We start from the raw sequence: 25,612 nt of genomic DNA, 5'->3' as shown, positions 1-25,612 counted from the left end.
CTATCGCGGTCCCGGCCCGCTCTGCGCAGCCGCATTCGCCGGCAGCCCGTGCAGATGTGCGGCGAAGTCGGGCAACAGCACGCGGTTGCCGTAGCCACTGAGATGGTCGGCATCGAAGAACACCGGCCTGCCCTGCCGGGTCGGCGCGCACCACTGCGCATCGCACAGCAGCGGCAACGGATCCCAGACGCTGGCGCCGCCCAAACCCGCCGCAATATGGCGCAAGCCATCCAGCGCGGGTGCGCGATAGCGCTCCATCACCGCCCGTTCGATCTGCATGCCGTTGCGGCAGATCGCGTTGCTGCGATTGAACCAGTCAGAGCACCGGTAAGGGGGCGCCTTGAGCACCGGCTTGGGCGCTTCGAACACGATCAGCACGCCTTTGGCCTGCACCGGTGCCAGCAGTGCGATCGTCGCCGCAACCATGGCATCGCGCTCGGCCTGCGCCTGGGCGCCGTGCAACGCGGCAAGGTTGCTGTCCAGATCGAACAGCGCGTCCTGCTCTGCCAGCCGCGGCACACGCAGCCCCGGCAAGAACAGCACATCGCCCGGACGCGCGTGGGCCATCACATCCTCCAGCGCCGGGCGGACGAAGGCCTCGCAACCGGGCAACTGCCCGCCCGGCTGCATCGACGCGACCGAACAACCGGCCACGCCGTACAGGCGGACGCTGCCACCTTCGAGCAGCGGAAAACGCCGCAACATTTCGTTGTAGGCCAGCGCATGCGAATCGCCCATCACGAATACCTGTCGTTGCGTCGTGGCAGGCCGTGTGCATTGCCCGCGCGCAAAGATCCGCACCGGCTGCCCATTGACCGCGGCGTTGCTTGCCTGCAGACGGCACTCCGGAAGTTCCTTGCGCAGGCCGCGCGCGTACGCATACCAATCCAGCGGATGCCGGCTGACCACGCTCAGCGATACGTAAGGCGCCGACTCGATCAACAGCGACTGCACCCCTGCGGCCAGCACCAACGCAGCCAAGCCGGCGCACACCACGCGCACATTCGACCAGGCCCCGACACGCCGGCTGCGCCAGGGCACTTCCACCCAGCGATACGAGGCAGCCGCACACGCGAAGGTCAGCGCTACCGCCACCAGCCTGGCGGCCATCGATTCCAACCCGACGGTCCAGCGCAGCACCACCAGCACCGGCCAATGCCACAGATACAGCGAATACGAGATGCGCCCGATCGCCACCACTGGCCTGGCCGACAGAACGCGTCCTGCCCAGCCATCGGCATGGCGATGCAGCAAGGCCAGCAAGGCCAGCGTTCCCAGCACCGGCCACAGGCCGTCGCTCCACGGCGAGTGGCCGGGGCGTGCATTCCACATTCCGTGACCGATCGCGGCCAGCGCCAGCATCACCAGCAACGTGCGCAGCGGAGCCGGCAACGCAATGCCGGTGGCAAACAACGACTGTCCGCCGCGGCGTCCCAGCAGCGTCATCGCCTGGTACAGCAGCACGCCTGCCCCCAGCTGCCAGAACCGCGCGGTGGTCAGGTAGAACGAAGTGATCTCATGTCCTGGCAGCTGCGTGCGCTGCCAGGCATACCCCAGCGAGGCAGCACTGGCGAGCGCGAACACGCCCAGCGACCAGACACGCCCTGCACCGCCCCGCATCCAGGCCAGAAACATCCAGGGAAACAGCAGATAGAACTGCTCCTCGACCCCGAGCGACCATGTCTGCGTATAGGGATTGAACTCCGCGCGCGGCGAGAAATAATCCTGCCCCACGCTGGCCAGCACCCAGTTGCTCAATCCGAACAAGGCCATGCGCCCGGTCTTGCTGCTGGACTCGCTCAGCCACGATTCGGGGATGAACAGCATCGACACCAGCGCGGTCGCGACCAGGCAGGCCAGCAGCGCCGGCGCAATCCGCCGCAATCGGCGCGCGTAGAAACGCGCCAGTTCCGCAGCCACCGACACGCGCGGCAGCCGATCGACCGACGTGCTGACCACGAATCCGGAAATGACGAAGAAGATGTCGACGCCGGTGAACCCGCCGGGCAACCAGCCCGAATCCAGGTGATAGACGATGACCGACAACACGGCCAGCGCGCGCAGGCCATCGATATGGGCGAAGTAACCGTTCCCTGCGACTGAGCGCGTCATCCTGATCCTTGATTGATGTGATCCAGGCAATGGTCGACACTCGTGGCCGTCCGCCCAGATACCGTCACTCGGCGCAGCGGCACCGGGCCTGTCGCACCGCGTCTGCCAGTCGCGGTGCGACAAGGCGATGCGGAAATAGCAGCCTCGTCACCGCCTGCTTAAACCATGGGCACCCGCAGGTGCCCATAAACACTCCAACCTGCACCCAAGCGTTACCAGACCAGATCGTCGGGCACCTGGTACTTGGGGTCGGCATACGGGTCGTCGCCCGCAGGCGCATTGGGATCCACCTTCAATGCGACCGAGGCAGCGAACACCGCTTCGGCTTCAGCGAGGACCTCGGCGGTGACCAGCAGGTAGCGCCCGTTGAGCTGCAGCACGCCCAGCTCGCCGGCGTTGAGTGCCTTGAGCTGATCGGCGTTGACGTAGATGCGCTTGATCTTGCCGCCGTACGGGAAATGCCGGGCGATATCCGCATCGGCGTGGTTCAGGCCCTTGTCCTTGAGCAATTCTTCCAGCTTGGCCTTGGCCTCGCGACGCAGGCGCGCTTGCTCCTGCTTCACGCGCTCGGCTTCGATGCGCTCGTCCTTCTCGCGCTGCGCACGGATCGCATAGGCCTTGGCCAGGTCGATGTCCTCGCGCGTACGCGCAGGCCTTGGGCCGCGCCGGTCTGCACCGGGATGTTGCGGGCGTGGCGACCCTGCAGGCTTGCCATCATGGCGCCGGCCAGGCCTGCCATCGCCTTTGCGTTCGCCAGTTGCATCGGTCGATGCTGCGGCGTGCGGCCGCTGCGGTCCCCTGCCGTGGCCACCGGGCGTGTTGCCGCCTGGTGCGGGCTTGCCACCCTTGCCATGCGGACGCGCGGCAGGCCGCGCATCGGGTTTGCGTTCGGGCTTGGGTGCGGCCTTGAAGCCCAGGCCAAGCAACTGGTCACGTAAGGTATCGCTCATAGGGCTGGCAATCTGCAATCAATAGTGCGGCGGCGGCGGTTCGTCGGCGCCGTCGGCAAACAACGTGGAGCGCACCTTGCCCAGATCCTCGAGCAGGTGGCGGATCAGTTCGGCATTGCGTGCACCGGTCAGGCGTGCATCGGCCAGCGCCTCGCTCAGTTCATTGAGCGCATGCTCCTGAAAGGACAGCCGCGTTTCCAGTTCGATCAACCGCTCTTCCAGCGCGCGGTCGTGCAGCGGGAGTTGCTCATGCATACAGCAAACGACCTCGTCCAATGGCGTCACGAGCCGGACCGGCAGCCGCGATGCCGAGCCCGCTGCGCAGTTGCTCGACGTCGGTACCGAGGTACTCGGCGATGGTGGCGGCCGCATTCCTGCGACCGATCCTGATCGCCGGCATCGCGGATGCAGCAGCGCGCCGCCGTCCCGGTGCGGCGGCCTGCCCACGGCGATGAGGGTATTCCCGACCCGCGGCTACCACGTCGCGGCCAAAGCGCACCCGGCCGCGGGCGTGGCCGGCTTTCGCCATCTTCGCCAGGCCGGGTTCGTTCACCAGCACCATGCCGCGATCGAGGCCCTCACCCTTGGCATGGCCGATGTCCACGCCAACGACCTGAGGCCCGACTTCCGCCAGGCAGGTAACGGTGGCAAGGCCCACATAGCCGGTGCCGAAGATCGCAACGCGCATGGATGCAATGGCTCCCGCGGAAAGTCAGGGCAGGATGCCCATCAGTTCGACATCGAACGTCAAGGTTGCATCCGGTCCGATCGGTCCACCCTGCGTGCCGTTCGGGCCGTAGGCAAGGTTGGACGGGATCCAGAAGCGGTACTTCGAGCCGACCGGCATCAGCGCGACGCCCTCGGTCCAGCCGGGAATGACCTGGTCCAGGCCGAACTCGGCCGGCTGGCCGCGCTGGTAGGAACTGTCGAACACCTGGCCGTTGAGCAGCTTGCCTTCGTAGTTCACACGAACCTTGTTGGTGCGCATCGGGCGCTCGCCGCTGCCCTGGCGCAACACCATGTACTGCAGGCCGGACGCGGTGGTGATCACGCCCTTCTCGGTCTTGTTCTTGGCCAGGAAGGCATTGCCTTCTTCGCGGTTCTTGGCACCGGCAGCGCCCTGCTTGGCAGCGGCGAAGGCCTGCATGGTGGCGGCCGCTTGCTGCTGGGTCAGGCGCGTGGTGCCCTTGGCGAACACGGTACGCACCGCCTCCATCAGGATCGACAGGTCGATCTCGTCCTTGATGCCGGCCAGCGACGGGCCGACCGCACGGTCGCCCAGCATCAGGCCGACGTTTTCCTTGGACGGCGCGGCCGGCGCGGAACCCGGCGCCATGCCCGGCACCTGCTGGCCGTTACGGGCCGCCAGCGCGGTGCGCAGGGCGGTGTCGGTGGCCTGGGTCTGCTCGTCGGACAGCAGCGGCTTGCCACCCTTGAACGCATTCTCGATGGCACGTTGCATTGCGCTCAGATCGATGTCCTGGGCAATCGGCTCGAACGAACGCGCCACATCCATGCCGATGGCGTAGCTCACGTCGTCGCGCGTGCTCTTCTCAGACGATGCATTCAAAACTGGCTTCTCCTTGGTGGCCGCTGCGGCCGGTTGCTGCGACATCGCCGGCATCGAAGCCGCCATTGCCACCATCAGTAGCGACGCCGCTGCGCCGCGCTTTCCCATCTTCATTCGATGCAGTTCCCGAAAGTGAAAAGACACGCCACCGACGGCGTTGAATACGCATTGTCGCATGCGCACGCGGCGTTGCGAGAGCGGCGCTCAGCGCGACGGCGTACCCAGTTCGCGTTCGATGGCCGCCAGCACGCTCGGATCGTCCGGCTTGATCTTGCTGGGGAACTGCGCCACCACGCGTCCATCGCGACCAATCAGATACTTGTGGAAGTTCCAGCCCGGCGCCACGCCGGTGGCCTGGGTCAGCCGCTGATACAGCGGCGTCGCGTCCTTGCCCAGCACGTGCACCTTCTCGAACATCGGGAACTTGACCCCATAGGTCAGCGTGCAGAATTCCTGGATCTGCTTCTCCGATCCCGGCTCCTGTCCCTGGAAATCGTTGGATGGGAAGCCTAGCACCGCAAAGCCCCGGCTTCCGAAACGCTGGTTGAGCGCTTCCAGGCCTTCGTATTGAGGGGTGTAGCCGCACTTGCTGGCGGTATTGACCACCATCAGCACCTTGCCGCCGTAACTACGGTTCAGGTTGATTGGCGTCTTGCCGGCCAACGGGCGGTACTCAAGATCCAGCAGCGGCGCACCGGCGGCCACTGCCGCACTCGCAAAAACGCCAGCAAATACAACGGCCAACAGACGTTTCAACATCATGGACAGGTCCTCGGGAGTGTTAGGGCGCCCCGCCGCATGCGGGGTGCCATCAGTTGGGTATGACAGGCAGTTGACTGCCTGCGTGTCGGTGTTATAGTTGAATACAACACCAGTCATCCAACGCAGGGGAAAGCATGAACAGCACACGTGTCACGCGACCAGTTCCGCTGTTGCTGTTCGGCAGCACCCTGTTGGTTCTTGGTTGGCTGGGAGCCGCTTCCAGTCAGGTGACGGAGTCCGGCGCCGATTATGGCGTGTCGGAGGCGGTTACGGAAAACCCGACACCTCCCCCCGAGGAGCGCACCCGGCCCGGCCGGCACCTGCGCACCTCGCTGTCGATGCCCTATTTCTCCTTCGCGCAGGTTCTGCGCCCACGGAGCTGACCATGAACGACATCCAATGGAGCGACGGCGCTCCCATCTACCGCCAACTCAAGGAACGGGTCATTGCCATGATGCTCGATGGAATCCTCAAGCCAGGCGACGCCCTGCCCTCGGTGCGCCAGGTGGCAGCGGACTATCAACTCAATCCCATCACCGTCTCGCGCGCCTACCAGGAACTGGCCGACGAGAACCTGGTGGAAAAGCGTCGTGGCCTGGGGATGTTCATGACCCCGGAAGCGGCGCAGAAGCTGCTCGGAAGCGAACGCGAGCGCTTCTTGAATGAAGAATGGCCGGCGGTGCTGGAACGGATCCAGCGGCTGGGCCTGTCCATCGACGATCTGTTGCCACAGGGGAAAACACCATGACCGCCGTCTCCACCGACCATGTCGTCGACGCCCGCGGCCTGCGCAAGGCCTACAAACACCGGCTGGCGCTGGACAACACCAGCTTCACCATCGCCGCCGGCCGCATCGTCGGATTGATCGGCCCCAACGGCGCCGGCAAGACCACCGCGCTCAAGGCCGTGCTGGGGTTGACCGACTTCGACGGCGAGCTGCGCGTACTGGGCATGGACCCGCGCACCGAGCGCAATGCGCTGATGAACGAGGTCTGCTTCATCGCCGATGTGGCGGTGCTGCCGCGCTGGCTGCGGGTGGGCGAAGCGATCGACTTCGTCGCCGGCGTACACCCGCGCTTCGATCGCGCCAAATGCGAGCGTTTCCTGGCCAACACCCAGCTCAACCGCAAGTCGCGGGTGCGCGAGCTGTCCAAGGGCATGATCGTGCAGCTGCACCTGGCGCTGGTGATGGCCATCGACGCACGCATCCTGGTGCTAGACGAGCCCACCCTGGGGCTGGACATCCTGTATCGCAAACAGTTCTACCAGCGCCTGCTGGAGGATTACTTCGACGAGCAGAAGACCATCATCGTCACCACCCACCAGGTTGAAGAGATCGAACACATCCTGACCGATGTGATGTTCATCCGCGATGGCCGCATCGTGCTGACCGCCGACATGGAAGACGTGGCCGAACGCTATACCGAAGTACTGGTCGGCGCCGAGCACCTGGATGCCGCACGCGCGCTCAAGCCGATCGACGAGCGCAGCCTGCCGTTCGGCAAGACCGTGATGCTGTTCGATGGGGTGCCCAAGGCACAGCTCGCCGGCTTTGGAGAAACCCGCAATCCCGGCCTGGCCGACCTGTTTGTTGCCGTCATGAAGGGGACCTACGCATGAACGCCATGACCAACCACGCATCGCCCGCCCGCGCCTTCGGCTGGCTGCTCAAACGCGAATACTGGGAACACCGCGGCGGCTTCGTCTGGGCGCAGGTGATCACTGGCGGCATCGCGGTGTTCTTCGCGCTGCTGGGTGCGGTGATCGGTGCGATCACCGCGCGCCGCAACATGGTCGGCAACAGCGTCAACCTGGACGATATGGCCGAATACACCCGTACCCTTGGCCAGGTTGGCGACGGCCTGCTGCTGGGCGGAATCGGTATCGCCTCGGTGGTGCTGGCTTTTGTGGTGTTCTTCTACGCACTGGGCAGCCTGTACGACGACCGCCGCGACCGCAGCGTGCTGTTCTGGAAATCGTTGCCGGTCTCGGATGTGCAGACGGTGCTGTCCAAGGCCGCCTGGGCGCTGTTGCTGGCGCCGCTGATCGCCATCGCGATCGGCCTGGTGGTAGGCCTGGCGCTGTGGCTGATCGCCATCGGCGGTGCCCTGATCGCCGGTGCGCCCAGCCCGTGGGCGATGGCCACGCACTCGCACCCGTTCTCGCTGTTGTGGCTGCTGCTCAAGACCGTGCCGATGAGCTTGATGTGGTCGCTGCCGACCGTGGGCTGGCTGATGTTCTGCTCGGCCTGGGCCAACAGCAAGCCGTTCCTGTGGGCGGTGCTGTTCCCGCTGCTGGCCTGCGTGATGCTGAGCATCCTGTCGGCGATGCCCGGCGTGTCGCTGCCGATCGGCTGGATCTGGTACATCGTGTGCTACCGCGGCCTGCTCAGCGTGTTGCCTGGCACCTGGTCGCCGCGTGCGGTCAGCGGCAACCTGGACAGCAGCGCCATGCAGAACCCCAGCGACCTGGTGCAGTGGGCCCTGCAGCACACCGACAGCGCACGCGTCTACGGCAACGCCGATATCTGGATCGGTGCCGCCATCGGTGCGGCCCTGATCGTCGCCTCCATCTACCTGCGCCGCCGGCGCTCCGAAGCCTGAAGGACATCGCATGCGCCTACCCCTGACCCTGGCCGTCCTGTTCGCATTGCCCGGCGCCGCAGCTGCCGAAGAGCAATGCAAGTTCTCCGAGCCGCGCAGCCTGGAGCTGCAACTGGCGGGAGTGAAGTCGGTGTTGTTCGAGGTCGGTTCCAATGACCTGCGTCTGGATGCAGCGCCCGGCACCGGCGGACGCCTGCACGGGCGCGCCTGTGCGGCCAAGTCCGAGCTGCTCAAGCATCTGAACGTGACCCAGAAGCGGGTCGGCGACAAGCTGGTGGTGACCCTGGCCGAAGACCGACTGATCCGCATGTCCATCGGCGAAAACTATTCGTATCTGGACCTGCGCGGCAGCGTGCCCAACACCCTGCTGGTGCAGTTCGATGTGGGTTCCGGCGATGCCGAGATCACCGGCGCCGCCGCCGTCAGCGCCGACGTCGGCTCGGGCGATATGGCCATTCGCCGCAGCAAGGGCCGCGTCACCGCAAAGGTGGGATCCGGCGACATCGAACTGGAGGACATCGGATCGCTGCGTGCACTGGCAGTCGGCTCGGGCGATCTGAAGGCCAGGCAGATCCATGGCGCAACCGAGGTCGGCACGGTCGGCTCCGGCGACGTCAAACTGCGTGGCATGGCAGGCAACGTGAGCGTCGGCACCGTGGGATCGGGCGATGTGGAGATCGAGGATGTGCAGGGGAGCGTCGTGATCGAGGCGATCAAGTCCGGCTCGATCCAGGTGCGCAAGGTCAGTGGCGACGTAAGCCTTGCGCGCAAGGGCAGCGGCGACATCAGCGCCAGCGATGTGGGCGGCGCCGTGCGCGTGCCGGCAGACAAATAACTCTTCAATCGGGGGGGATAGCTCATGAAACTGCTTATTTCTGCGGTAATGGCCAGCGTGTTGCTGGTGGGCTGCGGCAAGTCCGAGCCCAAGGTCGTGGTGTCGGGCCAGAACGACAGCGGCGGGGTGACCTTCAACGGCCAGAGCGTGACGCTCAAGCGCAGCGGCATGCCGGCGGCGACCATCAGTGCCGACGGTGCACTCAGCATCGACGGCAAGCCGGTGACCTTGAACGACGTGCAGCATCGGGCGATGCGCAATTACTACGCGCAGATCCAGGGTGTTGCGGCCAAAGGCATCGATATCGGCACGCAGGGCGCGGCATTCGGCGCGCATGCCGCCGGTGAAGCGCTCAAGGGCGTACTGAGCGGCAACCCGGACCAGATCGGCGACAAGATCGAAGCCGAAGCGGAGACCTTCAAACAGAAGGCCATGCTGATCTGCGACCAGCTGGACAAGCTGCGCGGCGCGCAGGATGCGGCGGCCAGCGCCGTGCCCGAGTTCGGCCCCTACGCCAATCTCAGCCAGAAGGATGTTGCCGACTGCCGCGAGTGAGGGCGGCGTGAGCCTGTTGGCCGACGCGGCACCGAGGGGCGTACTGCACCGCCAATGGACGCAGGCCTGCGACGTTTTGTCCGCCCCGGCCGCCAGACGCGCGGGCACTCGCAGACTGTGGCGGGATTACACTAATGCGCTCCCCTCGACCCAGCGATCCGATGAACAAGTTCGTGATGCTCTGCATGGCGCTATTGCTATGCACACTCGCCGCCTGCGGCGATCAGTCGTCCCGGCGTGCCGAACGTGGCAAGCCGCGCGTTGCCATCACCACGCAGTCGGTGATGATCCGTCGCCCGCCAGCCGCCAACGCGGAGATCACTCCGGACGGCACGCTCAAGATCGACGATATCGCGCTGCCGCAGCAGGAAGCCACCCGCGCCAAGCTGCAGCTGCTGTTCGGTCACCTGCAGATGCTGCGCCAGCAGGCGGTCAACGACGCCGGCCCAGACCCGGATTACAAGTCCATCAAGCTGACCGCGACGCCGGAAATCCAGCAACTGAGCGAAGAGTTGCTCAAGGATATCCCGTCACTGCAGCCTTACCGCGAAAGCTTCGGCAACGTGCAGGCTGAGCGGCATTGAGCCCTGGATCGCGCAAGCCGTGTAGGAGCGCATCCGGGCGCGACGGGGCTTTATCGACAACGCCCTGTCGCGCCCGGGGGCGCTCCTACGCGCGCACACTGCGGTGATCAGCCACCGCCGCCAGTGCTGCCGGCCTGGATGCCACCGCGGGTCAGCGCAGCCGGATCCAGCAAACGGCGCAGATCCGCCTCACTGAGCCCGCTGTCTTCCAGCGCCACCTCCAGCACCGGTCGCTGTTCCTTGTAGGCGCGCTTGGCGATCGCCGCTGCCTTTTCGTAACCGATGATGGGATTCAAGGCGGTGACCAGGATCGGATTGCGGTCCAGCGCCTCGCGCACACGCTCCTGGCGCACCTTCAATCCGGCGATGGCGCTATCGGCCAGCAACCGCGACACATTGCCCAATAGCGTGATCGAATCCAGCAGGTTGTAGGCGATCAGCGGCAGGGTCACGTTCAACTGGAAGTTGCCGGTCTGCCCCGCCACCGTGATCGCGGTGTGGTGGCCGATGACCTGGGCGCAGGCCATCACGGTGGCTTCCGGAATCACCGGATTGACCTTGCCCGGCATGATCGAGCTGCCCGGTTGCAGCGCCGGCAATTCGATCTCGCCCAGCCCGGCCAACGGGCCGGCGTTCATCCAGCGCAGGTCGTTGGCGATCTTGATCAGCGCCACCGCCAGCGCATTGAGCTGGCCGGACAACTCCACCGCATCGTCCTGCGCGGCCAGGCCTTCGAACTTGTTGTCGGCGCTCTCGAACTTCGCCCCGCTCAAGGTCGACAAGGCCTTGGCAGCCTTGGCGGCAAACCGCGGATCTGCATTGATGCCGGTGCCGATCGCTGTGCCACCGAGCGGCAGCCGGCGCAGGCGCTTGAGCGCGTCGTCGATCCGTTCCTGCGCGGAACTCAACTGTGCAGACCAGGCGCCGAATTCCTGCCCGAAGGTCAGCGGCATCGCATCCATCAGATGGGTGCGCCCGGTCTTGACCACCTTGTCCAGCGATCTGGCGCGCTTGTCGATGGTCTTGCGCAGGTGCTTGAGCGCCGGCTGCAGCTGTTCCTGCACTGCAAGCAGTGCAGACACACGGATCGCGGTGGGCACCACATCGTTGGAACTCTGCCCCAGGTTGACGTGGTCGTTGGGGTGTACCGCCGCCTTGCCGGCACGCGTGGCCAGCGTGGCGATCACCTCGTTGGCATTCATGTTGGACGAGGTGCCCGAGCCGGTCTGGTACACATCGATCGGGAACTGCGCGTCATGCGCGCCTTCGGCCACCTGCAAGGCCGCATCCTGCACGGTCTTGGCGATCGCCTTGGGCAGCAGCCCCAGGTCGGCATTGACGCTCGCCGCAGCGGCCTTGATCAAGCCCAGCGCGCGAATGAAGCCGCGCGGCATCGGCTGGCCGGACACCGGGAAATTCTGCACCGCGCGCTGGGTTTGCGCGCCCCACAACGCCTCGGCGGGCACCTGCAACTCGCCCATGCTGTCGTGTTCGGTCCTGAAACGTTCGCTCATCTGCACTCTCCGCAATTGGTGATTTGTGGTGACGCAATGGCTGGCCGCGGGCGCACCCACGCTGGCGAGGTCGTCTACGATACTCGCTACGCACGTTGCACTGTGTCGTGGCATTGCGAGGTCCGGCGCATTGCGATGCCAGGACACAGCGCATCTCGCGCCCCGGCGGCTACCCAGGGCAGCGCCGCCCCCCTTGCAAGACACGCCGCCGGCCGTGTCGCGCTCACCTCCACCTACATGACACGCTTTAGACTGCCGGCTCATTCCATCCGAGGAACCACGCCGCCATGGGCGACGAGCCTGACTGTAGAAACGCACCGCGCGTGTCGTGCTTCATTGCACACACCACCGTTACGCCGCTGCCCACGTTGATGCGCTCGGGCGCCGCAGTCGATCGTTGCGGAGGCGGACATGCTCGGTAACGTCCTGCTGCTGTTCGTCGCGCTGCTGCTGGTGCTGTTGAACGGATTCTTCGTTGCCGCCGAATTTGCATTGGTCAAACTGCGGCATACCCAGGCGGTGGGGCTGGCACAGAACAATGGCTGGCGCGGACGTTTGCTGCTGGGCGTGCATGCGCACCTGGATGCGTATCTGTCGGCCTGCCAATTGGGGATCACCCTGGCCTCGCTCGGCCTGGGCTGGGTGGGCGAACCGGCATTCGCGCACCTGCTGGAGCCATTGTTCGACCTGCTCGGACTGTCGCCGGACGCTTCGCAGTTCACCGCGCTGGCGATCGCCTTCAGCCTGATCTCGTTCCTGCACATCGTGCTGGGCGAACTGGCGCCCAAGACCATGGCGATCCGACGCCCGGAGCGGATGTCGCTGTGGACCGCGGCGCCGCTGTATGTCTTCTACTGGATCATGTTCCCGGCGATCTGGCTGCTCAATACCAGTGCCAACGGCCTGTTGCGGCTGCTGGGCTGGGGCAATGTCGAACATCAGTCGCACCGCTACTCGCGCGAAGAACTCAAGCTCATCGTCGGCCGCCAGGATCCCAACGCGGCCGCGCCCGATCACGGCCTGGCGCTGATGAGCCACGCGCTGGAGCTACCGGACCTGGTGGCCGGCGACCTGATGCGCCCGCGCGAGCACATGCGCAGCCTGCGCGAGGGCATGAACCTGGATGCGTTGCTCGCCGAGTTCAGCGAATCGCGTTACAGCCGCTACCCGTGGTTCGATACCGACGGCGAGCAGGTGCTGGGCATCCTGCACACCAAGGACCTGCTGGTGGCGATGGCGCGCGGCCAGGAGCTGGACGACCTGCGCCCGCTGCTGCGCCCGGCCACGTTGCTGACCCTGGAAACGCCGATTCCCAATGCGCTGGAGCAATTCCGCACCGGCACCACCCATCTGGCGCTGTGCGTGGAGGACGAAGGCCGCATCATGGGCTTCTTCACCCTGGAAGACCTGCTGGAAGTGGTGGTGGGCGAGATCGAGGACGAGCACCGCCACGTGGTGCGCGATGCTCCGGTCCGCAGCCAGGACGGTTCGCTGCTGGTGGCCGGCAGCACCTCGATCTTCCGCCTGGAACGCCTGCTCGGCCAGGACCTGAGCGCGCCCGACCACGTCAATTCGGTCGGCGGGCTGATCGTGCACCAGCTGCAGCGGCTGCCCGAAGAAGGCGAAACCCTGGAACTGGACGGCCACGCGCTGACCGTGCGGCGCATGGCCGGCCATCGCATCCAGGCGGTCACGGTACGACCGCTGGGCGAAGCCGGGGCCGGGGCGGCGTAGAATACCGGCCCCGCCAGCTTCCCAGTGCCCTGCCCATGTCGGATTCCGCCCTGCTCGCCCTGTCTCCGCTCGACGGCCGCTACGCCTCCAAGGTGGACGCGCTGCGCCCGATCTTCTCCGAATACGGCCTGATCAAGGCGCGGGTGAAGGTCGAGATCGAGTGGCTGCTGGCCCTGGCCGCCGAACCGGGCATCGCCGAGCTGGCGCCGTTCTCGGACACCGCCGTGCAGCGCCTGCGTGCACTGGCCGACGGCTTCAGCGTCGCCCACGCCGCGCGCGTCAAGGAGATCGAGCGCACCACCAACCACGACGTCAAGGCGGTGGAGTACTTCATCAAGGAGCAGCTCACCGACGACGCCGAACTGGGCCCGGCGCTGGAATTCGTGCATTTCGCCTGCACCAGCGAGGACATCAACAATCTCAGCTATGGCCTGATGCTGGAGCAGGCACGCCGCGAGGTGCTGCTGCCCACGCTGGACGGCATCGTCGCCTCGCTGCGCGCCCTGGCGCATGCGCAGGCCGCCCAGCCCATGCTCTCGCGCACCCACGGCCAGACCGCCTCGCCCACCACGCTGGGCAAGGAAATCGCCAACGTGGTGGCGCGCCTGGAGCGCCAGCGCAAGCAGATCGCCGCGGTCGAGCTGACCGGCAAGATCAATGGTGCGGTCGGCAACTACAACGCCCACCTGGTGTCGTACCCGCAGCTGGACTGGGCGGCGTTCGCGCAGCGCTTCGTGGAAAGCCTGGGCCTGGTGTTCAATCCCTATACCACCCAGATCGAGCCGCACGACAACGTGGCCGAGATCGGCGATGCCGCACGCCGCGCCAACACCATCCTGATCGATCTGGCGCGCGACATCTGGGGCTATATCTCGCTGGGCTATTTCAAGCAGAAGCTCAAGGAAGGCGAAGTCGGCTCGTCCACGATGCCGCACAAGGTCAACCCGATCGACTTCGAGAATGCCGAAGGCAATTTCGGCATCGCCAACGCCTTGTTCGAGCATTTTTCCGCCAAGTTGCCGATCAGCCGCTGGCAGCGCGACCTCACCGACTCCACCGTGCTGCGCGCGCTCGGCACCGCGTTCGGCCACACCCAGGTCGCGCTGGATTCGCTGGCCAAGGGCCTGGGCAAGCTGACCGTCAACCCCGAGCGCCTGGACGCGGACCTAGACGCGGCCTGGGAAGTGCTGGCCGAAGCCGTGCAGACGGTGATGCGCCGCCATGGCCTGCCCAGTCCGTACGAGCAACTGAAGGCGCTGACCCGCGGCCAGGGCATCACCGCCGCCTCGATGCAGGCCTTCGTGGAAAGCCTGCAACTGCCCGAAGAAGACAAGCAGCGCCTGCGCGCGCTCACCCCGGGCGGCTACACCGGCCTGGCCGAACAGTTGGCCCGCGCGATCTAGACGGGGCAACGAAACGACTGCGCAACACCGCACGGGCGCGAGTGGCGCCCGGGATCGACATGAGGCGCAGGTAACGCTCGGGTTCCGATCACGCCACCCATCCCACCTGGCCACTGCCGGCCATGATTTGGCGTCGCTCCAAGCCGATGAAATGCAGACAATGGCCGTGCCGGGCGGGCGCGGTCGTTGCTGATGCACAGTGGATCTTCGCGTCTGCCGCCGTCCCGAACGGGAAGCGTGGCCGGATTGGCCGGCAATGCCCAGGCGTCGAGCCGGCGTCAACGACGCCTTCCGGCCTGGCTGCTATGGTGCCGGCCTCATCCAAGTGAGGGACCACCCATGCGTGCAGTTCGGAATATCGCGCCGCTGTTAGCCCTGTCCAGCATCGCCGCATTGAGCGGCTGCGGTGCCGATGGCCCGGCCGCACACGCGGTATCGCCCATGTCCTCCGCCCTCACCGACCCGGCCAGCGGCGCGGACTGCAGTGGCAAGGATGTCCGCCTGACCCGCAACGACAGTGAGTGGATCCTGCATGGCGACTGCGGCGCGGTGACCATCACCGCCTCGCGCGGCGCGATGAATCTGGACAATGCCCGCAGCATCCGCGTGGAAGGCAGCAACTTCACCGTGCTCAACAGGCAGCTCGGCCAGCTCAGCGTGACCGGTCACGACAACACATTGAATCTAACCAATGTGGATAACGTGGACATCCAGGGCAACAAGAACCTGGTGTTGGCGCGCGAAGTGAAGCACGTCCGGTTTTCCGGCAACGACAACACCGTCAACCCATCCAGCAAACCGACGCTGGACGACAGCGGCAGTGGCAACAAGGTGATGTGATTCACCTCCAAGCCGCTCACAGAACGTGGCGAGCAGTCGTCGCGCAGATGGACGGCGCGCTCGGAATCGGAACGTATGCGTGGCCGATGCCAATCCGCACACTGGCCGCGCCCGCCTGGCGACTGCACAGCAATTGCCGGCTGCACTGGGGCGCAGCGCCGCTACCGACGCTGCGCTCTGGCGGCAGACACCCGTGGAATCAAGAGCTGTTGCCGTGGCCATGGCTTACGCCGCTATCGCCACTTCGGCAAGGGCCACGTTGCAACGAGGAGTCTCGCTCACCGGACAACAGCGCCCCCGGCATTGCCACCACTCAGGGGCGACGCGCCGCCACCAGCGTCACCTCGCGAGGCTTGGCGGTCCCCCGCACGATCATGAAGCGCAATGATTCCCCGACCTTGCGATCGACCGCGGTCTTGAGCACATCGGCCTTGCTGCCCGCCACCGGGATGCCCTGCGCCGCCACGATCGCATCGCCCACCTGCAGGCCGGCCGCCGCGGCAGGCGATGCCGGCTTGACCGAGTCGATGGTCACCGAGGTCAGCGTGGGATTGAACGAAAACCCCTCGCTTTCCACCGCAAAACTCAAGCCGAACCAGCCCTTCTCTTCGGCGGCCTGCGCGAGGCCGCTCATCCCCAAGGTGGCAATCAGCACCAGCGCACCCAGTCTCCAATGACGCATCACATCCATCCTTGTCGAAACGCAGCGAAGCGGCTGCGGCAATGCAGTGTGTGGCTCAGTCCGCGGCGGACTCATGTGCCATCGGGCACCCTACCGCCAAGATCAGTCCCGGATCCGGCTCCGGGCGCCTCATCGGTGGCCAAACCGTCACCGCGGCCTCGCCGATCGTCTCCACCTGCAGGGCCAGGCCGTATCGGCGTGCGCACGGCAGTGCCCGTCTCGCCCCAGCCGGCCGGCATCGGGATCGTCGATCGCCGGCCACCGCCTCCCTGAAGCCTTGCCTGTTCGCGTCCCCGCCTGCAGGTGCAGATCCGGCGCAGGCATCGGACAATAGCCCCGGTACGCGCCGGCCCGGCCTGCGCCGCTGGCACTTCATCGATCCCCTGCAAGGAACCCCCATGGCTGCACGCAAGGCAAACCCTCCCGTCATCGAAGTCCAGGCCCGCCCGGGCCAGCCGCTGGGCATGCCGGTGGAGCGCTTCCTGCGCACCTACTGGCACAAGCACCCGCTGCTGATCCGCAATGCCTTCGCGGACTTCGTCTCGCCGCTGCAGCCGGAAGACCTGGCCGGGCTGGCCTGCGAGGATGGCGTGCTGGCGCGGCTGATCAGCCACGACCGCGCCACCGACGACTGGAGCGTGCGCACCGGCCCGTTCCAGGAAACCGACTTCCCCGGCCTGCCCGACCACGACTGGACCTTGCTGGTGCAGGACGTGGATAAATGGGACGCCGATGTGCGCGGCCTGCTGGAGCAGTTCCGCTTCCTGCCGCGCTGGCGCATCGACGACATCATGATCAGCTTCGCCGCCACCGGCGGTTCGGTCGGCGCGCATGTCGACCATTACGATGTGTTCCTGCTGCAGGGCCAGGGCCACCGCCGCTGGCAGATCGACGCACGCGCCTCGCAGGGCCGCAAGCCCACGCCGCAGGCATTCCGCGACGATGTCGACCTCAAGCTGCTGCGCGAGTTCAAGCCCACCCACGACTGGGTGCTGGGCCCGGGCGACATGCTGTACCTGCCGCCGCTGGTGCCGCATCACGGCGTGGCGCAGGATCCGTGCCTGACCTTCTCCATCGGCACCCGCGCGCCCTCCTCGGCCGAGCTGATCGGCGACTACCTGGATACCCTGATCGCCGATGCCGACGAGGCGGTGCGCTACCACGACGAAGACCTGAAGGTGCCGGCCGACCCGTACGAGATCGACGTCACCGCGATGAACCGCGTGGTCGCCGCGCTCAATGCGCTGCGCATGAACGACCCGGATCGTCTGGGCGACTGGTTCGGCCGCTTCATGACCACCTACCGCGCCTCCGGCGACGTGGTGCCGGCACCGGAGCCGATCCCGCGCGAGGCAGTGGAACAGGCACTGGACGAAGGCGTGGTGCTGTATCGCCACCCGTGGTCGCGGCTGGCCTGGCGGCGTGCCAAGCGCGGCGCCACCCTGTTCTGCAGCGGGCTGGAATTTGCGCTCTCTGCCAAGGACGCCGCTCGCCTGGCGGCAGCCGAACAGATCGATGGCACGCTCTACGGGCAGTTGTCCGCGCGTGGCCGCGAGGTCGTGCTCGAACTGCTGGCCCAGGGACATTACCAGCGCGCCCACGACGACACGCACGAGGACATCGAGGACATCGACGACGCACAGGCAGCTGCGCTGAGCGTGTCGGCCGATCACGGCGACGCGCATGACGATGCCGCTACCGTGGACGCCGACGATGCCATCGACGACGCTGCGGATGTCGAGGAGGTGGCCGACGACGCGGATACCCCGGAGCAGCGCGTCGATGCCGCCGAAGCGGAACTCGACGAGGAGGAGCTCGGCGAGGACGAGAACGGGGACGACGACGAAGACGCCTCGGACGACGACCAAGACCCAGGCAGTTCTCCGCGCCCATGAGCCCACACGGCAGGCCACAGATCGTTTCGCTGGACCCGGCCACCGACGCTGCCGCCCTGCGTACGCTGCGCCTGGCCTGCGGCGGCACGGCCCCGGGCGGTGCGGCCGAGGCCGAGTGGGACGCGCTGGACCCGCTCAGCCTGCACCTGGCCGCGCGCACCGGGGAGGGCCAACTGGTCGCCTCGGTCCGGCTGACCCCAGACCGGCGCATCGACCGGCTCGGCCTGGTGCCGGACTGGCGCCGCTGCGGCCTGTCGGACCAGCTGCTTGCCGCCGCAGTGGCCAGCGCCGTCCAGCGTGGCTGGCCCAGCCTGCAGGCCCGTGTGAGCGCAAGCGCCGAGGCGGTCTTCGCACGCCAGGGCTTTCTTCCCGACGGCCCTGCGGACCTGCCACCCGAGAGCAGCACCGATGCCGGCGATCCACCCGGCACGCCGCTCCATCGCCGGCTCGACGGCCCCATGGCGGTGGATACCCTCGGCGCGGCCCTGGCCGCCACCACCGGCCTGCTGTGCAGCGCGCGCCGGCAGGTACTGATCTATACCCGTGCCCTGGACCCGCCGCTGTTCGACAACGCCGCGGTGCTGGACGCACTGCGCCGCTTCGCCACCGCCCGTCACGACAAGCGGGTGCAGGTGCTGGTGCAGGACACCGCCAGTGCCACTGCCAGCAGCAGCGCGATGCTACGCCTGGCGCAACGCCTGCCCAGCGTGTTCCGGTTCCGGGCGGTCAGCGATCCGGTCGATACCAGCTATGCATCGGCCTACGTGGTCGGCGACGACGCCTACTACTTTCGTCCAACGGGTCATCGCTACGACGACGGCGAAACCTGGCTGTCCGGCGCGGCCCGCAGCCGCCAGCTGGAGCGCGAATTCGCGCAGATATGGGAGCGCAGCGCACTTTGGAACGAACCGCGCGCACTCGGCATCTGATGGCGCAATGCCATTCGCAAATAGGCGCGCAAGCGATTGGTCTACCCCGCCGGTCAGCTTGCAGACGCCCCCTCACAAGCGCAAGGGGGTATAATTTTTCGAGATTTGAGACCGACCGGCAAGGCATCTTGCCCTGCCGCTTCCGCACAATCATCCCCACAGCAGACCCGACTTACCATCGTGGATAATCTCCTAAAGCACTTCGCGCAGTCATCGCAGCTCGCCGGCGGCAACGCCGCCTACATCGAGGATCTGTACGAGCAGTACCTCGTCGCCCCGGACAGTGTCGATCCGAAGTGGAAGAGTTATTTCGACGGCTTCGAGGGTCGCGGTGCCGGTGATGTGCCGCATTCGGCCGCCATCGCCCACATTCTTACCGCCTCCAAGCAGGCCGCCCATGCCGGTACCGGCGCAGGCGCCAGCGACGAGCGCGAGCGCAACGTCGGCCGCCTGATCACCGCCTACCGTGCACGCGGCCACCTGGGCGCGCAGCTGGATCCGCTCGGCCTGACCCCACCGGTCAACCCGCCCGATCTGGACCTGCCGTTCCACAGCCTCTCGCAGGCCGATCTGGACAGCGAGTTCAGCACCGGCGGCGTCGGCGGCCAGCCGCGCATGAAGCTCAAGGACCTGCTGGCACGCCTGAAGGCGACCTACGCCAGCACCATCGGCGCCGAATTCATGCACATCCAGGAATTCGACCAGCGCCAGTGGATCTACCGTCGCCTGGAAGATGCCGGCGGCAAGATCGCCGGCGATGCGGCCAGCCGCAAGCGCACCCTGGAGCGGCTCACCGCCGCCGAAGGCCTGGAGCGCTACCTGCACACCAAGTACGTCGGCCAGAAGCGCTTCTCGCTGGAAGGCGGCGATTCGCTGATCCCGATGATGGACGAGATCATCCGTCAATCCGGCAACGATCAGGTCAAGGACATCGTGATCGGCATGGCCCACCGCGGCCGCCTCAACGTGCTGGTCAATACGCTGGGCAAGAATCCGCGCAAGCTGTTCGACGAGTTCGAAGGCAAGTTCGAGCATGCCCATGACGACCGCGCGCACACCGGCGACGTCAAGTACCACATGGGTTTCTCGGCCGATATCGCAGTCGGCGGCGACAAGCAGGTGCATCTGGCACTGGCGTTCAACCCCTCGCATCTGGAAATCGTCGACCCGGTCGTGGTCGGCAGCGTGCGTTCGCGCCAGGAGCGCTTTGGCGATGCCGAGCGCAAGGCCGTGCTGCCGATCCTAATCCATGGCGACGCCGCCTTCGCAGGCCAGGGCGTGGTGATGGAACTGTTCCAGATGTCGCAGGCGCGCGGTTTCGCGGTCGGCGGCACCGTGCACATCGTGGTCAACAACCAGATCGGTTTCACCACCAGCACCCGCGACGATGCCCGCTCCACGCTGTACTGCACGGACGTCGCCAAGATGATCGGCGCGCCGGTCTTCCACGTGAATGGCGATGACCCGGACGCGGTGATGTTCGTGTCCAAGCTGGCCTACGAATTCCGCCAGCAGTTCAAGAAGGACGTGGTCATCGACCTGGTCTGCTACCGCCGCTGGGGCCATAACGAGGCCGACGAACCGGCAGCGACCCAGCCGGTGATGTACCAGACCATCCGCAAGCACAAGACCACCCGCGAGCTGTATGCCGCCAGGCTGGAAAGCGAAGGCGTGCTGAGCGCCGACGAGGCCAAGGCGCTGGTGGACGGCTACCGCAACAAGCTCGATTCGGGCGAATACACCACCGAGCTTGCCAAGCGCAAGCCGGACGAATTCGCCATCGACTGGTCCAAGTACCTGGTCGGCACCGCCGCCGATCCGGTCGATACGCGCGTCCAGCGCGCGCAGCTGGACCGCCTGGCCAAGCTGATCACCACCATTCCCGAAGGCGTCGAGCTGCATGCCCGCGTGGCGAAGATCTACGAAGATCGCGTCAAGATGGCGGCAGGCGACCAGCTTGGCGATTGGGGCTTCGCCGAGAACCTCGCCTATGCCACCTTGCTGGCCGAAGGCCACAAGCTGCGCCTGGTTGGCCAGGACGCCGGTCGCGGCACGTTCTTCCACCGTCACGCGATCCTGCATGACCAGAAGACCGACAACTATTACCTGCCGCTGCGCCAGCTGGTGCAGAACCCCGAAGACGCCACCGTCATTGACTCGCTGCTCAGCGAAGAAGCGGTGATGGGCTTCGAATACGGCTACTCCACCACCGACCCGAACGCGCTGTGCATCTGGGAAGCGCAGTTCGGCGACTTCGCCAACGGCGCGCAGGTGGTGATCGACCAGTTCATCGCCGCCGGCGAAGCCAAGTGGGGCCGTATCGCAGGCCTGTCGCTGTTCCTGCCGCATGGTTACGAAGGGCAAGGCCCGGAGCACAGCTCCGCACGCCTGGAGCGCTTCCTGCAGCTGTGCGCGCTGGAGAACATGCTGGTCTGCGTGCCGACCACCCCGGCGCAGTGCTTCCACATGATCCGCCGCCAGATGCGCATGACCACCCGCAAGCCGCTTGTGGTGATGACGCCCAAGTCGCTGCTGCGCCACAAGCTGGCGGTATCGAGCCTGGAAGAACTGGCCGATGGGCAGTTCCAGCACCTGATCCCGGATGCCAAGGCCGACGCGGCCAAGGTCAAGCGCGTGGTGCTGTGCTCGGGCAAGGTGTATTACGACCTGCTCGAAGACCAGACCAAGCGCGGCCAGGACGATGTCGCCATCGTCCGCATCGAGCAGCTGTATCCGTTCCCGCGTGCGCAGCTGGCGGCCGAGCTCAAGGGTTATGCCAACGCCACCGACGTGGTGTGGTGCCAGGAAGAGCCGCAGAACCAGGGTGCGTGGTACCAGATCCGCCACCATCTGAACTTCTGCCTGGCCGGCGGTCAGAGCCTGCATTACGCCGGCCGCGCCCGCTCGCCCTCGCCTGCTGCCGGCCACATGGCCGACCACATCGTCGAACAGCAGAAGCTGGTCGCCGATGCGCTGCTCAATCCGTTCAACGACCAAGTCGCTGAATAACTCCTCTTCCCCAAAGAACGAAAACCCTAGGACGCTCCCCGAATGGCCACCGAAGTCAAAGTTCCGGTACTGCCCGAATCCGTTTCCGACGCCACCATCGCCAGCTGGCACAAGAAGGCCGGCGAAGCGGTCAAGCGCGATGAGAATCTGGTCGACCTGGAAACCGACAAGGTCGTGCTGGAAGTTCCTTCGCCGGTCGACGGCGTGTTGAAGGAAATCAAGTTCGACACCGGCAGCACGGTCACCAGCAACCAGATCCTGGCGATCATCGAAGAAGGCGCCGTGGCCGCTGCCGCGCCCGCCGAAGAGAAGAAGGCCGACGCTCCGGCACCTGCCGCTGCTGCGCCGGCTCCGGCACCGGCGGCCGCCGCTGCGCCGGCTCCCGCGTCCAAGTCCGCCGCCGATGCGCTGCCCCCGGGTGCGCGGTTCTCCGCCATCACCCAGGGTGTGGATCCGTCGCAGGTCGAAGGCACGGGCCGCCGCGGTGCGGTGACCAAGGAAGACATCGTCAACTTCGCCAAGGCCGGCGGCGTGGGCAAGGCCTCGGGCGCCCGCCCGGAAGAGCGCGTGGCGATGACCCGCGTGCGCAAGACCATCGCCAAGCGCCTGATGGAGTCGAAGAACTCCACCGCGATGCTGACCACTTTCAACGAAGTGAACCTGGCCAAGGTATCGGCCGCACGCAAGGAACTGCAGGACGAGTTCCAGAAGGCGCACGGCATCAAGCTCGGTTTCATGAGCTTCTTCGTCAAGGCCGCCGCCAACGCGCTGCAGCGCTTCCCGCTGGTCAACGCGTCGATCGACGGCGACGACATCATCTATCACGGCTACAGCGACATCTCTATCGCGGTGTCCACCGACAAGGGCCTGGTCACGCCGGTGCTGCGCAACGTCGAGCGCCAGTCGTTTGCAGAGGTCGAGCAAGGAATTGCCGACTACGCCGCCAAGGCGCGCGCCGGCAAGCTGGGCCTGGACGACCTGCAGGGCGGCACGTTCACCATCACCAATGGCGGCACCTTCGGCTCGCTGCTGTCCACCCCGATCATCAACCCGCCGCAGAGCGCCATCCTGGGCATGCACGCGATCAAGGAACGTCCGATCGCCGAGAACGGCCAGGTCGTGATCGCCCCGATGATGTACCTGGCGCTGTCCTACGACCACCGCATCATCGACGGCAAGGACTCGGTGCAGTTCCTGGTCGACATCAAGAATCAGCTGGAAAACCCGGGCCGGATGTTGTTCGGTCTGTGATGAAAGCCGGGATTGGGGATTCGGGATTGGGGATCAGCGAGAGCTGCCCCCTCCTGAGCACCCCGCCTTTGCGAATCCCCAATCCCCAATCCCCAATCTCGTGAGCGAAGAATGAGCGAACAAGAACAATTCGACGTCGTCGTCATCGGTGCCGGCCCGGCCGGCTATCACGCGGCGATTCGCGCGGCCCAGCTGGGCATGAAGGTCGCCTGCATCGACGCGGCACTGGGCAAGGACGGCAAGCCCGCCCTGGGCGGTACCTGCCTGCGCGTGGGCTGCATTCCGTCCAAGGCGCTGTTGGATTCCTCGCGCCAGTTCTGGAACATGGGTCACCTGTTCGGCGACCACGGCATCAGCTTCAACGACGCCAAGATGGACGTGCCCACCATGATCGGCCGCAAGGACAAGATCGTGAAGCAGTTCACCGGCGGCATCGCGATGCTGTTCAAGGCCAACAAGATCACCCCGTACTACGGCTTCGGCCAATTGCAGCCGGGCAACATCGTCAAGGTCACCCAGCACGAAGGCGGCGAGGTCGAGCTCAAGGGCACCAACGTGATCCTGGCGGCCGGTTCGGAATCGATCGAACTGCCGTTCGCCAAGTTCGATGGCGACACCATCGTCGACAACGTCGGCGGCCTGGACTTCACCGCCGTGCCCAAGCGCCTGGCAGTGATCGGCGCCGGCGTGATCGGCCTGGAGCTGGGCAGCGTGTGGAAGCGCCTGGGCGCCGAGGTCACCATCCTCGAAGCGCTGCCGGATTTCCTGGCCCTGGCCGACGCCGAAGTGGCCAAGACCGCACTGAAGGAATTCAAGAAGCAGGGCCTGGACATCAAGCTCGGCGCCAAGGTCAGCAAGACCGAGATCACCGGCAGCGGCGATGCCAAGCAAGTGGTGCTGAGCTACACCGACGGCGCCGGCGAGCAGACCCTGACCGTGGACAAGCTGCTGGTGGCCGTGGGCCGCAAGGCCGCCACCAAGAACCTGCTGGCCGATGGTACCGGGGTCAAGGTCACCGACCGCGGCCAGATCGAGGTCGATGGGCACTGCCATACCGGCGTCGACGGCGTCTGGGCGATCGGCGACTGCGTGCGCGGCCCGATGCTGGCGCACAAGGGCTTCGAGGAAGGCATCGCGGTGGCCGAGCTGATCGCCGGCCTGCCGGGCCACGTCAACTTCGACACCATTCCGTGGGTCATCTACACCGAGCCGGAAATCGCCTGGGTCGGCAAGACCGAGCAGCAGTTGAAGGCCGAGGGTGTCGCCTACAAGGCCGGCAGCTTCCCGTTCGCGGCGATCGGCCGCGCGGTGGCCATGGGCGAGCCGGCCGGCTTCGTCAAGGTGATCGCCGATGCCGAAACCGACCGCGTGCTGGGCATGCACCTGGTGGGCGTGGGCGTGTCCGAACTGGTGCACGAAGGCGTGCTGACGATGGAATTCAACGGCTCGGCCGATGACCTGGCACGTATCTGCCACGCGCACCCGACGCTGTCCGAAGCGATCCACGACGCCGCGATGGCGGTGAGCAAGCGCGCGATCCACAAGGCCAACTGAGGCCGGGATTTGGGATTCGGAAGTGGGGATTGGCAACCGAGGTTCCCGCCTCCGACGATTTCCCAGCCATGACATAACGCCGGGTAGATTCCGGCGTTATGTTTTTCAGGCCCAGTCAAAACAGTCGTGCAAGGCGCACTCCACGGCGTTCCAGATGACATCGACGCGCCGCGCCAAGCTTTTACGAATCCCCACTCCCACATCCCGAATCCCATGAAAAGCATCTGCGTCTATTGCGGCTCCAACGCCGGCAACAAACCCGCCTATGTCGAACGCGCCACCGCGCTGGGCCAGCGCATCGCTGCGCAAGGTCTGCGTCTGGTCTATGGCGGCGGCAATGTCGGACTGATGGGCACGGTGGCCAATGCGGTCCTTGCTGCCGGCGGTGAAGTCACCGGCGTCATTCCGCAGCAACTGGCCGACTGGGAAGTAGCGCACCGCGGGCTGACCACGCTGGAAATCGTCGGTTCCATGCACGAGCGCAAGATGCGCATGTTCGAACTCTCCGATGCCTTCGTCGCCCTGCCCGGCGGCTTCGGCACAATGGAAGAGATCTTCGAAATGCTGACCTGGCGCCAGCTCGGCATCGGCAACAAGCCCTGCGCCTTCCTGGATATCGAAAATTTCTATGCGCCGCTGATCGGCATGATCGATCGCATGGTGGAAGAGCGCTTCCTGCATCCGGATCAACGCACCGACCTGTGGTACGGCAGCGACATCGAGCAGATGCTGGAATGGATGCAGCACTACACGCCGGCCCAGGCCTCGAAGTGGATCGACGAGAAGCGCCGCTCCACGCTGGTGTAAGCGGCGACCACCGGCGCCGCACC

At 66.0% G+C, this 25,612-nt stretch carries 24 protein-coding genes and 1 pseudogene; 16 read left to right on the top strand and 9 right to left on the bottom strand.

What is annotated here, in order from left to right:
- From XcodCFBP4690_RS08710 to XcodCFBP4690_RS08685, 7 genes and pseudogenes are all read right to left on the bottom strand, one after another.
- Complete coding sequence (locus XcodCFBP4690_RS08710) at positions 1 to 2,112, bottom strand: acyltransferase family protein (RefSeq protein WP_104540568.1); 2,112 nt, start codon at positions 2,110 to 2,112, stop codon at positions 1 to 3.
- Between the two features lie 212 nt (positions 2,113 to 2,324).
- Positions 2,325 to 3,062 (bottom strand): DUF2058 domain-containing protein, encoded by a 738-nt coding sequence (locus tag XcodCFBP4690_RS08705; RefSeq protein ID WP_341871611.1) that lies wholly within the window; start codon positions 3,060 to 3,062, stop codon positions 2,325 to 2,327.
- 18 nt (positions 3,063 to 3,080) lie between these two features.
- Positions 3,081 to 3,317: a SlyX family protein gene (locus XcodCFBP4690_RS08700; RefSeq protein WP_104540643.1), complete on the bottom strand. Its 237-nt coding sequence runs from the start codon at positions 3,315 to 3,317 to the stop codon at positions 3,081 to 3,083.
- A gap of 159 nt (positions 3,318 to 3,476) precedes the next feature.
- A pseudogene (locus XcodCFBP4690_RS23330) lies at positions 3,477 to 3,750 on the bottom strand (UDP-glucose 6-dehydrogenase); the annotation flags it as partial.
- A gap of 24 nt (positions 3,751 to 3,774) precedes the next feature.
- Entirely contained in the window at positions 3,775 to 4,698 is a 924-nt protein-coding gene (locus XcodCFBP4690_RS08690) for an FKBP-type peptidyl-prolyl cis-trans isomerase N-terminal domain-containing protein (RefSeq protein ID WP_244183596.1), read from the bottom strand.
- Positions 4,616 to 4,801, bottom strand: coding sequence for a hypothetical protein (locus XcodCFBP4690_RS23035; RefSeq protein ID WP_244183598.1), 186 nt, complete (start codon positions 4,799 to 4,801; stop codon positions 4,616 to 4,618). Before XcodCFBP4690_RS23035 ends, XcodCFBP4690_RS08690 begins: the two co-directional genes overlap by 83 nt.
- A gap of 35 nt (positions 4,802 to 4,836) precedes the next feature.
- Positions 4,837 to 5,394 carry a glutathione peroxidase gene (locus tag XcodCFBP4690_RS08685; protein WP_104540566.1) on the bottom strand — a complete coding sequence of 186 codons (558 nt, stop codon included), beginning with the start codon at positions 5,392 to 5,394 and terminating at the stop codon, positions 4,837 to 4,839.
- Positions 5,395 to 5,528: 134 nt separating this feature from the next.
- Here XcodCFBP4690_RS08685 and XcodCFBP4690_RS08680 point away from each other — a divergent pair, with 134 nt between their 5' ends.
- The 7 genes from XcodCFBP4690_RS08680 to XcodCFBP4690_RS08650 all read left to right on the top strand — a co-directional run bounded on the left by XcodCFBP4690_RS08680 (position 5,529) and on the right by XcodCFBP4690_RS08650 (position 9,971).
- A complete protein-coding gene (locus tag XcodCFBP4690_RS08680; protein ID WP_104540565.1) occupies positions 5,529 to 5,777 on the top strand; it encodes a hypothetical protein in 249 nt (82 codons plus the stop codon).
- A 2-nt stretch (positions 5,778 to 5,779) separates the two neighbouring features.
- Positions 5,780 to 6,142 carry a GntR family transcriptional regulator gene (locus XcodCFBP4690_RS08675; protein WP_104540564.1) on the top strand — a complete coding sequence of 121 codons (363 nt, stop codon included), beginning with the start codon at positions 5,780 to 5,782 and terminating at the stop codon, positions 6,140 to 6,142.
- Positions 6,139 to 7,014 (top strand): ABC transporter ATP-binding protein, encoded by an 876-nt coding sequence (locus XcodCFBP4690_RS08670; RefSeq protein WP_104540563.1) that lies wholly within the window; start codon positions 6,139 to 6,141, stop codon positions 7,012 to 7,014. The genes XcodCFBP4690_RS08675 and XcodCFBP4690_RS08670 overlap by 4 nt, the downstream gene beginning before the upstream one ends.
- Positions 7,011 to 7,997 carry an ABC transporter permease gene (locus tag XcodCFBP4690_RS08665; RefSeq protein WP_104540562.1) on the top strand — a complete coding sequence of 329 codons (987 nt, stop codon included), beginning with the start codon at positions 7,011 to 7,013 and terminating at the stop codon, positions 7,995 to 7,997. Before XcodCFBP4690_RS08670 ends, XcodCFBP4690_RS08665 begins: the two co-directional genes overlap by 4 nt.
- Positions 7,998 to 8,007: 10 nt before the next feature.
- Positions 8,008 to 8,832, top strand: a complete 825-nt coding sequence (locus XcodCFBP4690_RS08660) for a DUF4097 family beta strand repeat-containing protein (protein WP_104540561.1) — start codon at positions 8,008 to 8,010, stop codon at positions 8,830 to 8,832.
- A gap of 24 nt (positions 8,833 to 8,856) precedes the next feature.
- Positions 8,857 to 9,387 (top strand): DUF2884 family protein, encoded by a 531-nt coding sequence (locus tag XcodCFBP4690_RS08655; protein WP_104540560.1) that lies wholly within the window; start codon positions 8,857 to 8,859, stop codon positions 9,385 to 9,387.
- Between the two features lie 161 nt (positions 9,388 to 9,548).
- On the top strand, positions 9,549 to 9,971 hold the full coding sequence (locus tag XcodCFBP4690_RS08650; RefSeq protein WP_167394539.1) for a hypothetical protein: 423 nt from the start codon (positions 9,549 to 9,551) through the stop codon (positions 9,969 to 9,971).
- A gap of 107 nt (positions 9,972 to 10,078) precedes the next feature.
- On the opposite strand, the gene XcodCFBP4690_RS08645 is transcribed toward XcodCFBP4690_RS08650, so the two are convergent.
- Entirely contained in the window at positions 10,079 to 11,485 is a 1,407-nt protein-coding gene (locus tag XcodCFBP4690_RS08645) for a class II fumarate hydratase (protein ID WP_104540558.1), read from the bottom strand.
- A gap of 411 nt (positions 11,486 to 11,896) precedes the next feature.
- On the opposite strand from XcodCFBP4690_RS08645, the gene XcodCFBP4690_RS08640 reads away from it, so the two are divergent.
- From XcodCFBP4690_RS08640 to XcodCFBP4690_RS08630, 3 genes are all read left to right on the top strand, one after another.
- The gene (locus XcodCFBP4690_RS08640; RefSeq protein ID WP_104540557.1) at positions 11,897 to 13,219 is read left to right on the top strand and encodes a hemolysin family protein; all 1,323 of its coding nucleotides are present in this window, start codon (positions 11,897 to 11,899) and stop codon (positions 13,217 to 13,219) included.
- A 35-nt stretch (positions 13,220 to 13,254) separates the two neighbouring features.
- A complete protein-coding gene (gene purB, locus XcodCFBP4690_RS08635) occupies positions 13,255 to 14,622 on the top strand; it encodes an adenylosuccinate lyase (protein WP_104540556.1) in 1,368 nt (455 codons plus the stop codon).
- 339 nt (positions 14,623 to 14,961) lie between these two features.
- Positions 14,962 to 15,462 (top strand): DUF3060 domain-containing protein, encoded by a 501-nt coding sequence (locus XcodCFBP4690_RS08630; RefSeq protein ID WP_104540555.1) that lies wholly within the window; start codon positions 14,962 to 14,964, stop codon positions 15,460 to 15,462.
- A 313-nt stretch (positions 15,463 to 15,775) separates the two neighbouring features.
- On the opposite strand, the gene XcodCFBP4690_RS08625 is transcribed toward XcodCFBP4690_RS08630, so the two are convergent.
- Positions 15,776 to 16,039, bottom strand: coding sequence for a PDZ domain-containing protein (locus XcodCFBP4690_RS08625; RefSeq protein ID WP_104540641.1), 264 nt, complete (start codon positions 16,037 to 16,039; stop codon positions 15,776 to 15,778).
- A gap of 503 nt (positions 16,040 to 16,542) precedes the next feature.
- Here XcodCFBP4690_RS08625 and XcodCFBP4690_RS08620 point away from each other — a divergent pair.
- The 6 genes from XcodCFBP4690_RS08620 to XcodCFBP4690_RS08590 all read left to right on the top strand — a co-directional run bounded on the left by XcodCFBP4690_RS08620 (position 16,543) and on the right by XcodCFBP4690_RS08590 (position 25,589).
- Positions 16,543 to 18,039 carry a ribosomal protein uL16 3-hydroxylase gene (locus tag XcodCFBP4690_RS08620; protein ID WP_104540554.1) on the top strand — a complete coding sequence of 499 codons (1,497 nt, stop codon included), beginning with the start codon at positions 16,543 to 16,545 and terminating at the stop codon, positions 18,037 to 18,039.
- Positions 18,036 to 18,968 (top strand): GNAT family N-acetyltransferase, encoded by a 933-nt coding sequence (locus XcodCFBP4690_RS08615; RefSeq protein ID WP_104540553.1) that lies wholly within the window; start codon positions 18,036 to 18,038, stop codon positions 18,966 to 18,968. Before XcodCFBP4690_RS08620 ends, XcodCFBP4690_RS08615 begins: the two co-directional genes overlap by 4 nt.
- A 180-nt stretch (positions 18,969 to 19,148) precedes the next feature.
- On the top strand, positions 19,149 to 21,977 hold the full coding sequence (locus tag XcodCFBP4690_RS08610) for a 2-oxoglutarate dehydrogenase E1 component (RefSeq protein WP_104540552.1): 2,829 nt from the start codon (positions 19,149 to 19,151) through the stop codon (positions 21,975 to 21,977).
- A gap of 42 nt (positions 21,978 to 22,019) precedes the next feature.
- Positions 22,020 to 23,228 (top strand): dihydrolipoyllysine-residue succinyltransferase, encoded by a 1,209-nt coding sequence (sucB, locus tag XcodCFBP4690_RS08605; protein WP_104540551.1) that lies wholly within the window; start codon positions 22,020 to 22,022, stop codon positions 23,226 to 23,228.
- A gap of 111 nt (positions 23,229 to 23,339) precedes the next feature.
- The gene (gene lpdA / locus XcodCFBP4690_RS08595) at positions 23,340 to 24,782 is read left to right on the top strand and encodes a dihydrolipoyl dehydrogenase (RefSeq protein ID WP_104540549.1); all 1,443 of its coding nucleotides are present in this window, start codon (positions 23,340 to 23,342) and stop codon (positions 24,780 to 24,782) included.
- A 213-nt stretch (positions 24,783 to 24,995) separates the two neighbouring features.
- Positions 24,996 to 25,589 (top strand): LOG family protein, encoded by a 594-nt coding sequence (locus tag XcodCFBP4690_RS08590; RefSeq protein ID WP_104540548.1) that lies wholly within the window; start codon positions 24,996 to 24,998, stop codon positions 25,587 to 25,589.
- The last annotated feature ends 23 nt before the right edge of the window (positions 25,590 to 25,612 follow it).

Origin of the sequence: Xanthomonas codiaei (assembly GCF_002939785.1) — a bacterium.
GTDB lineage: Bacteria > Pseudomonadota > Gammaproteobacteria > Xanthomonadales > Xanthomonadaceae > Xanthomonas > Xanthomonas codiaei.
This window is presented reverse-complemented; position numbering and strand designations above follow the sequence as displayed.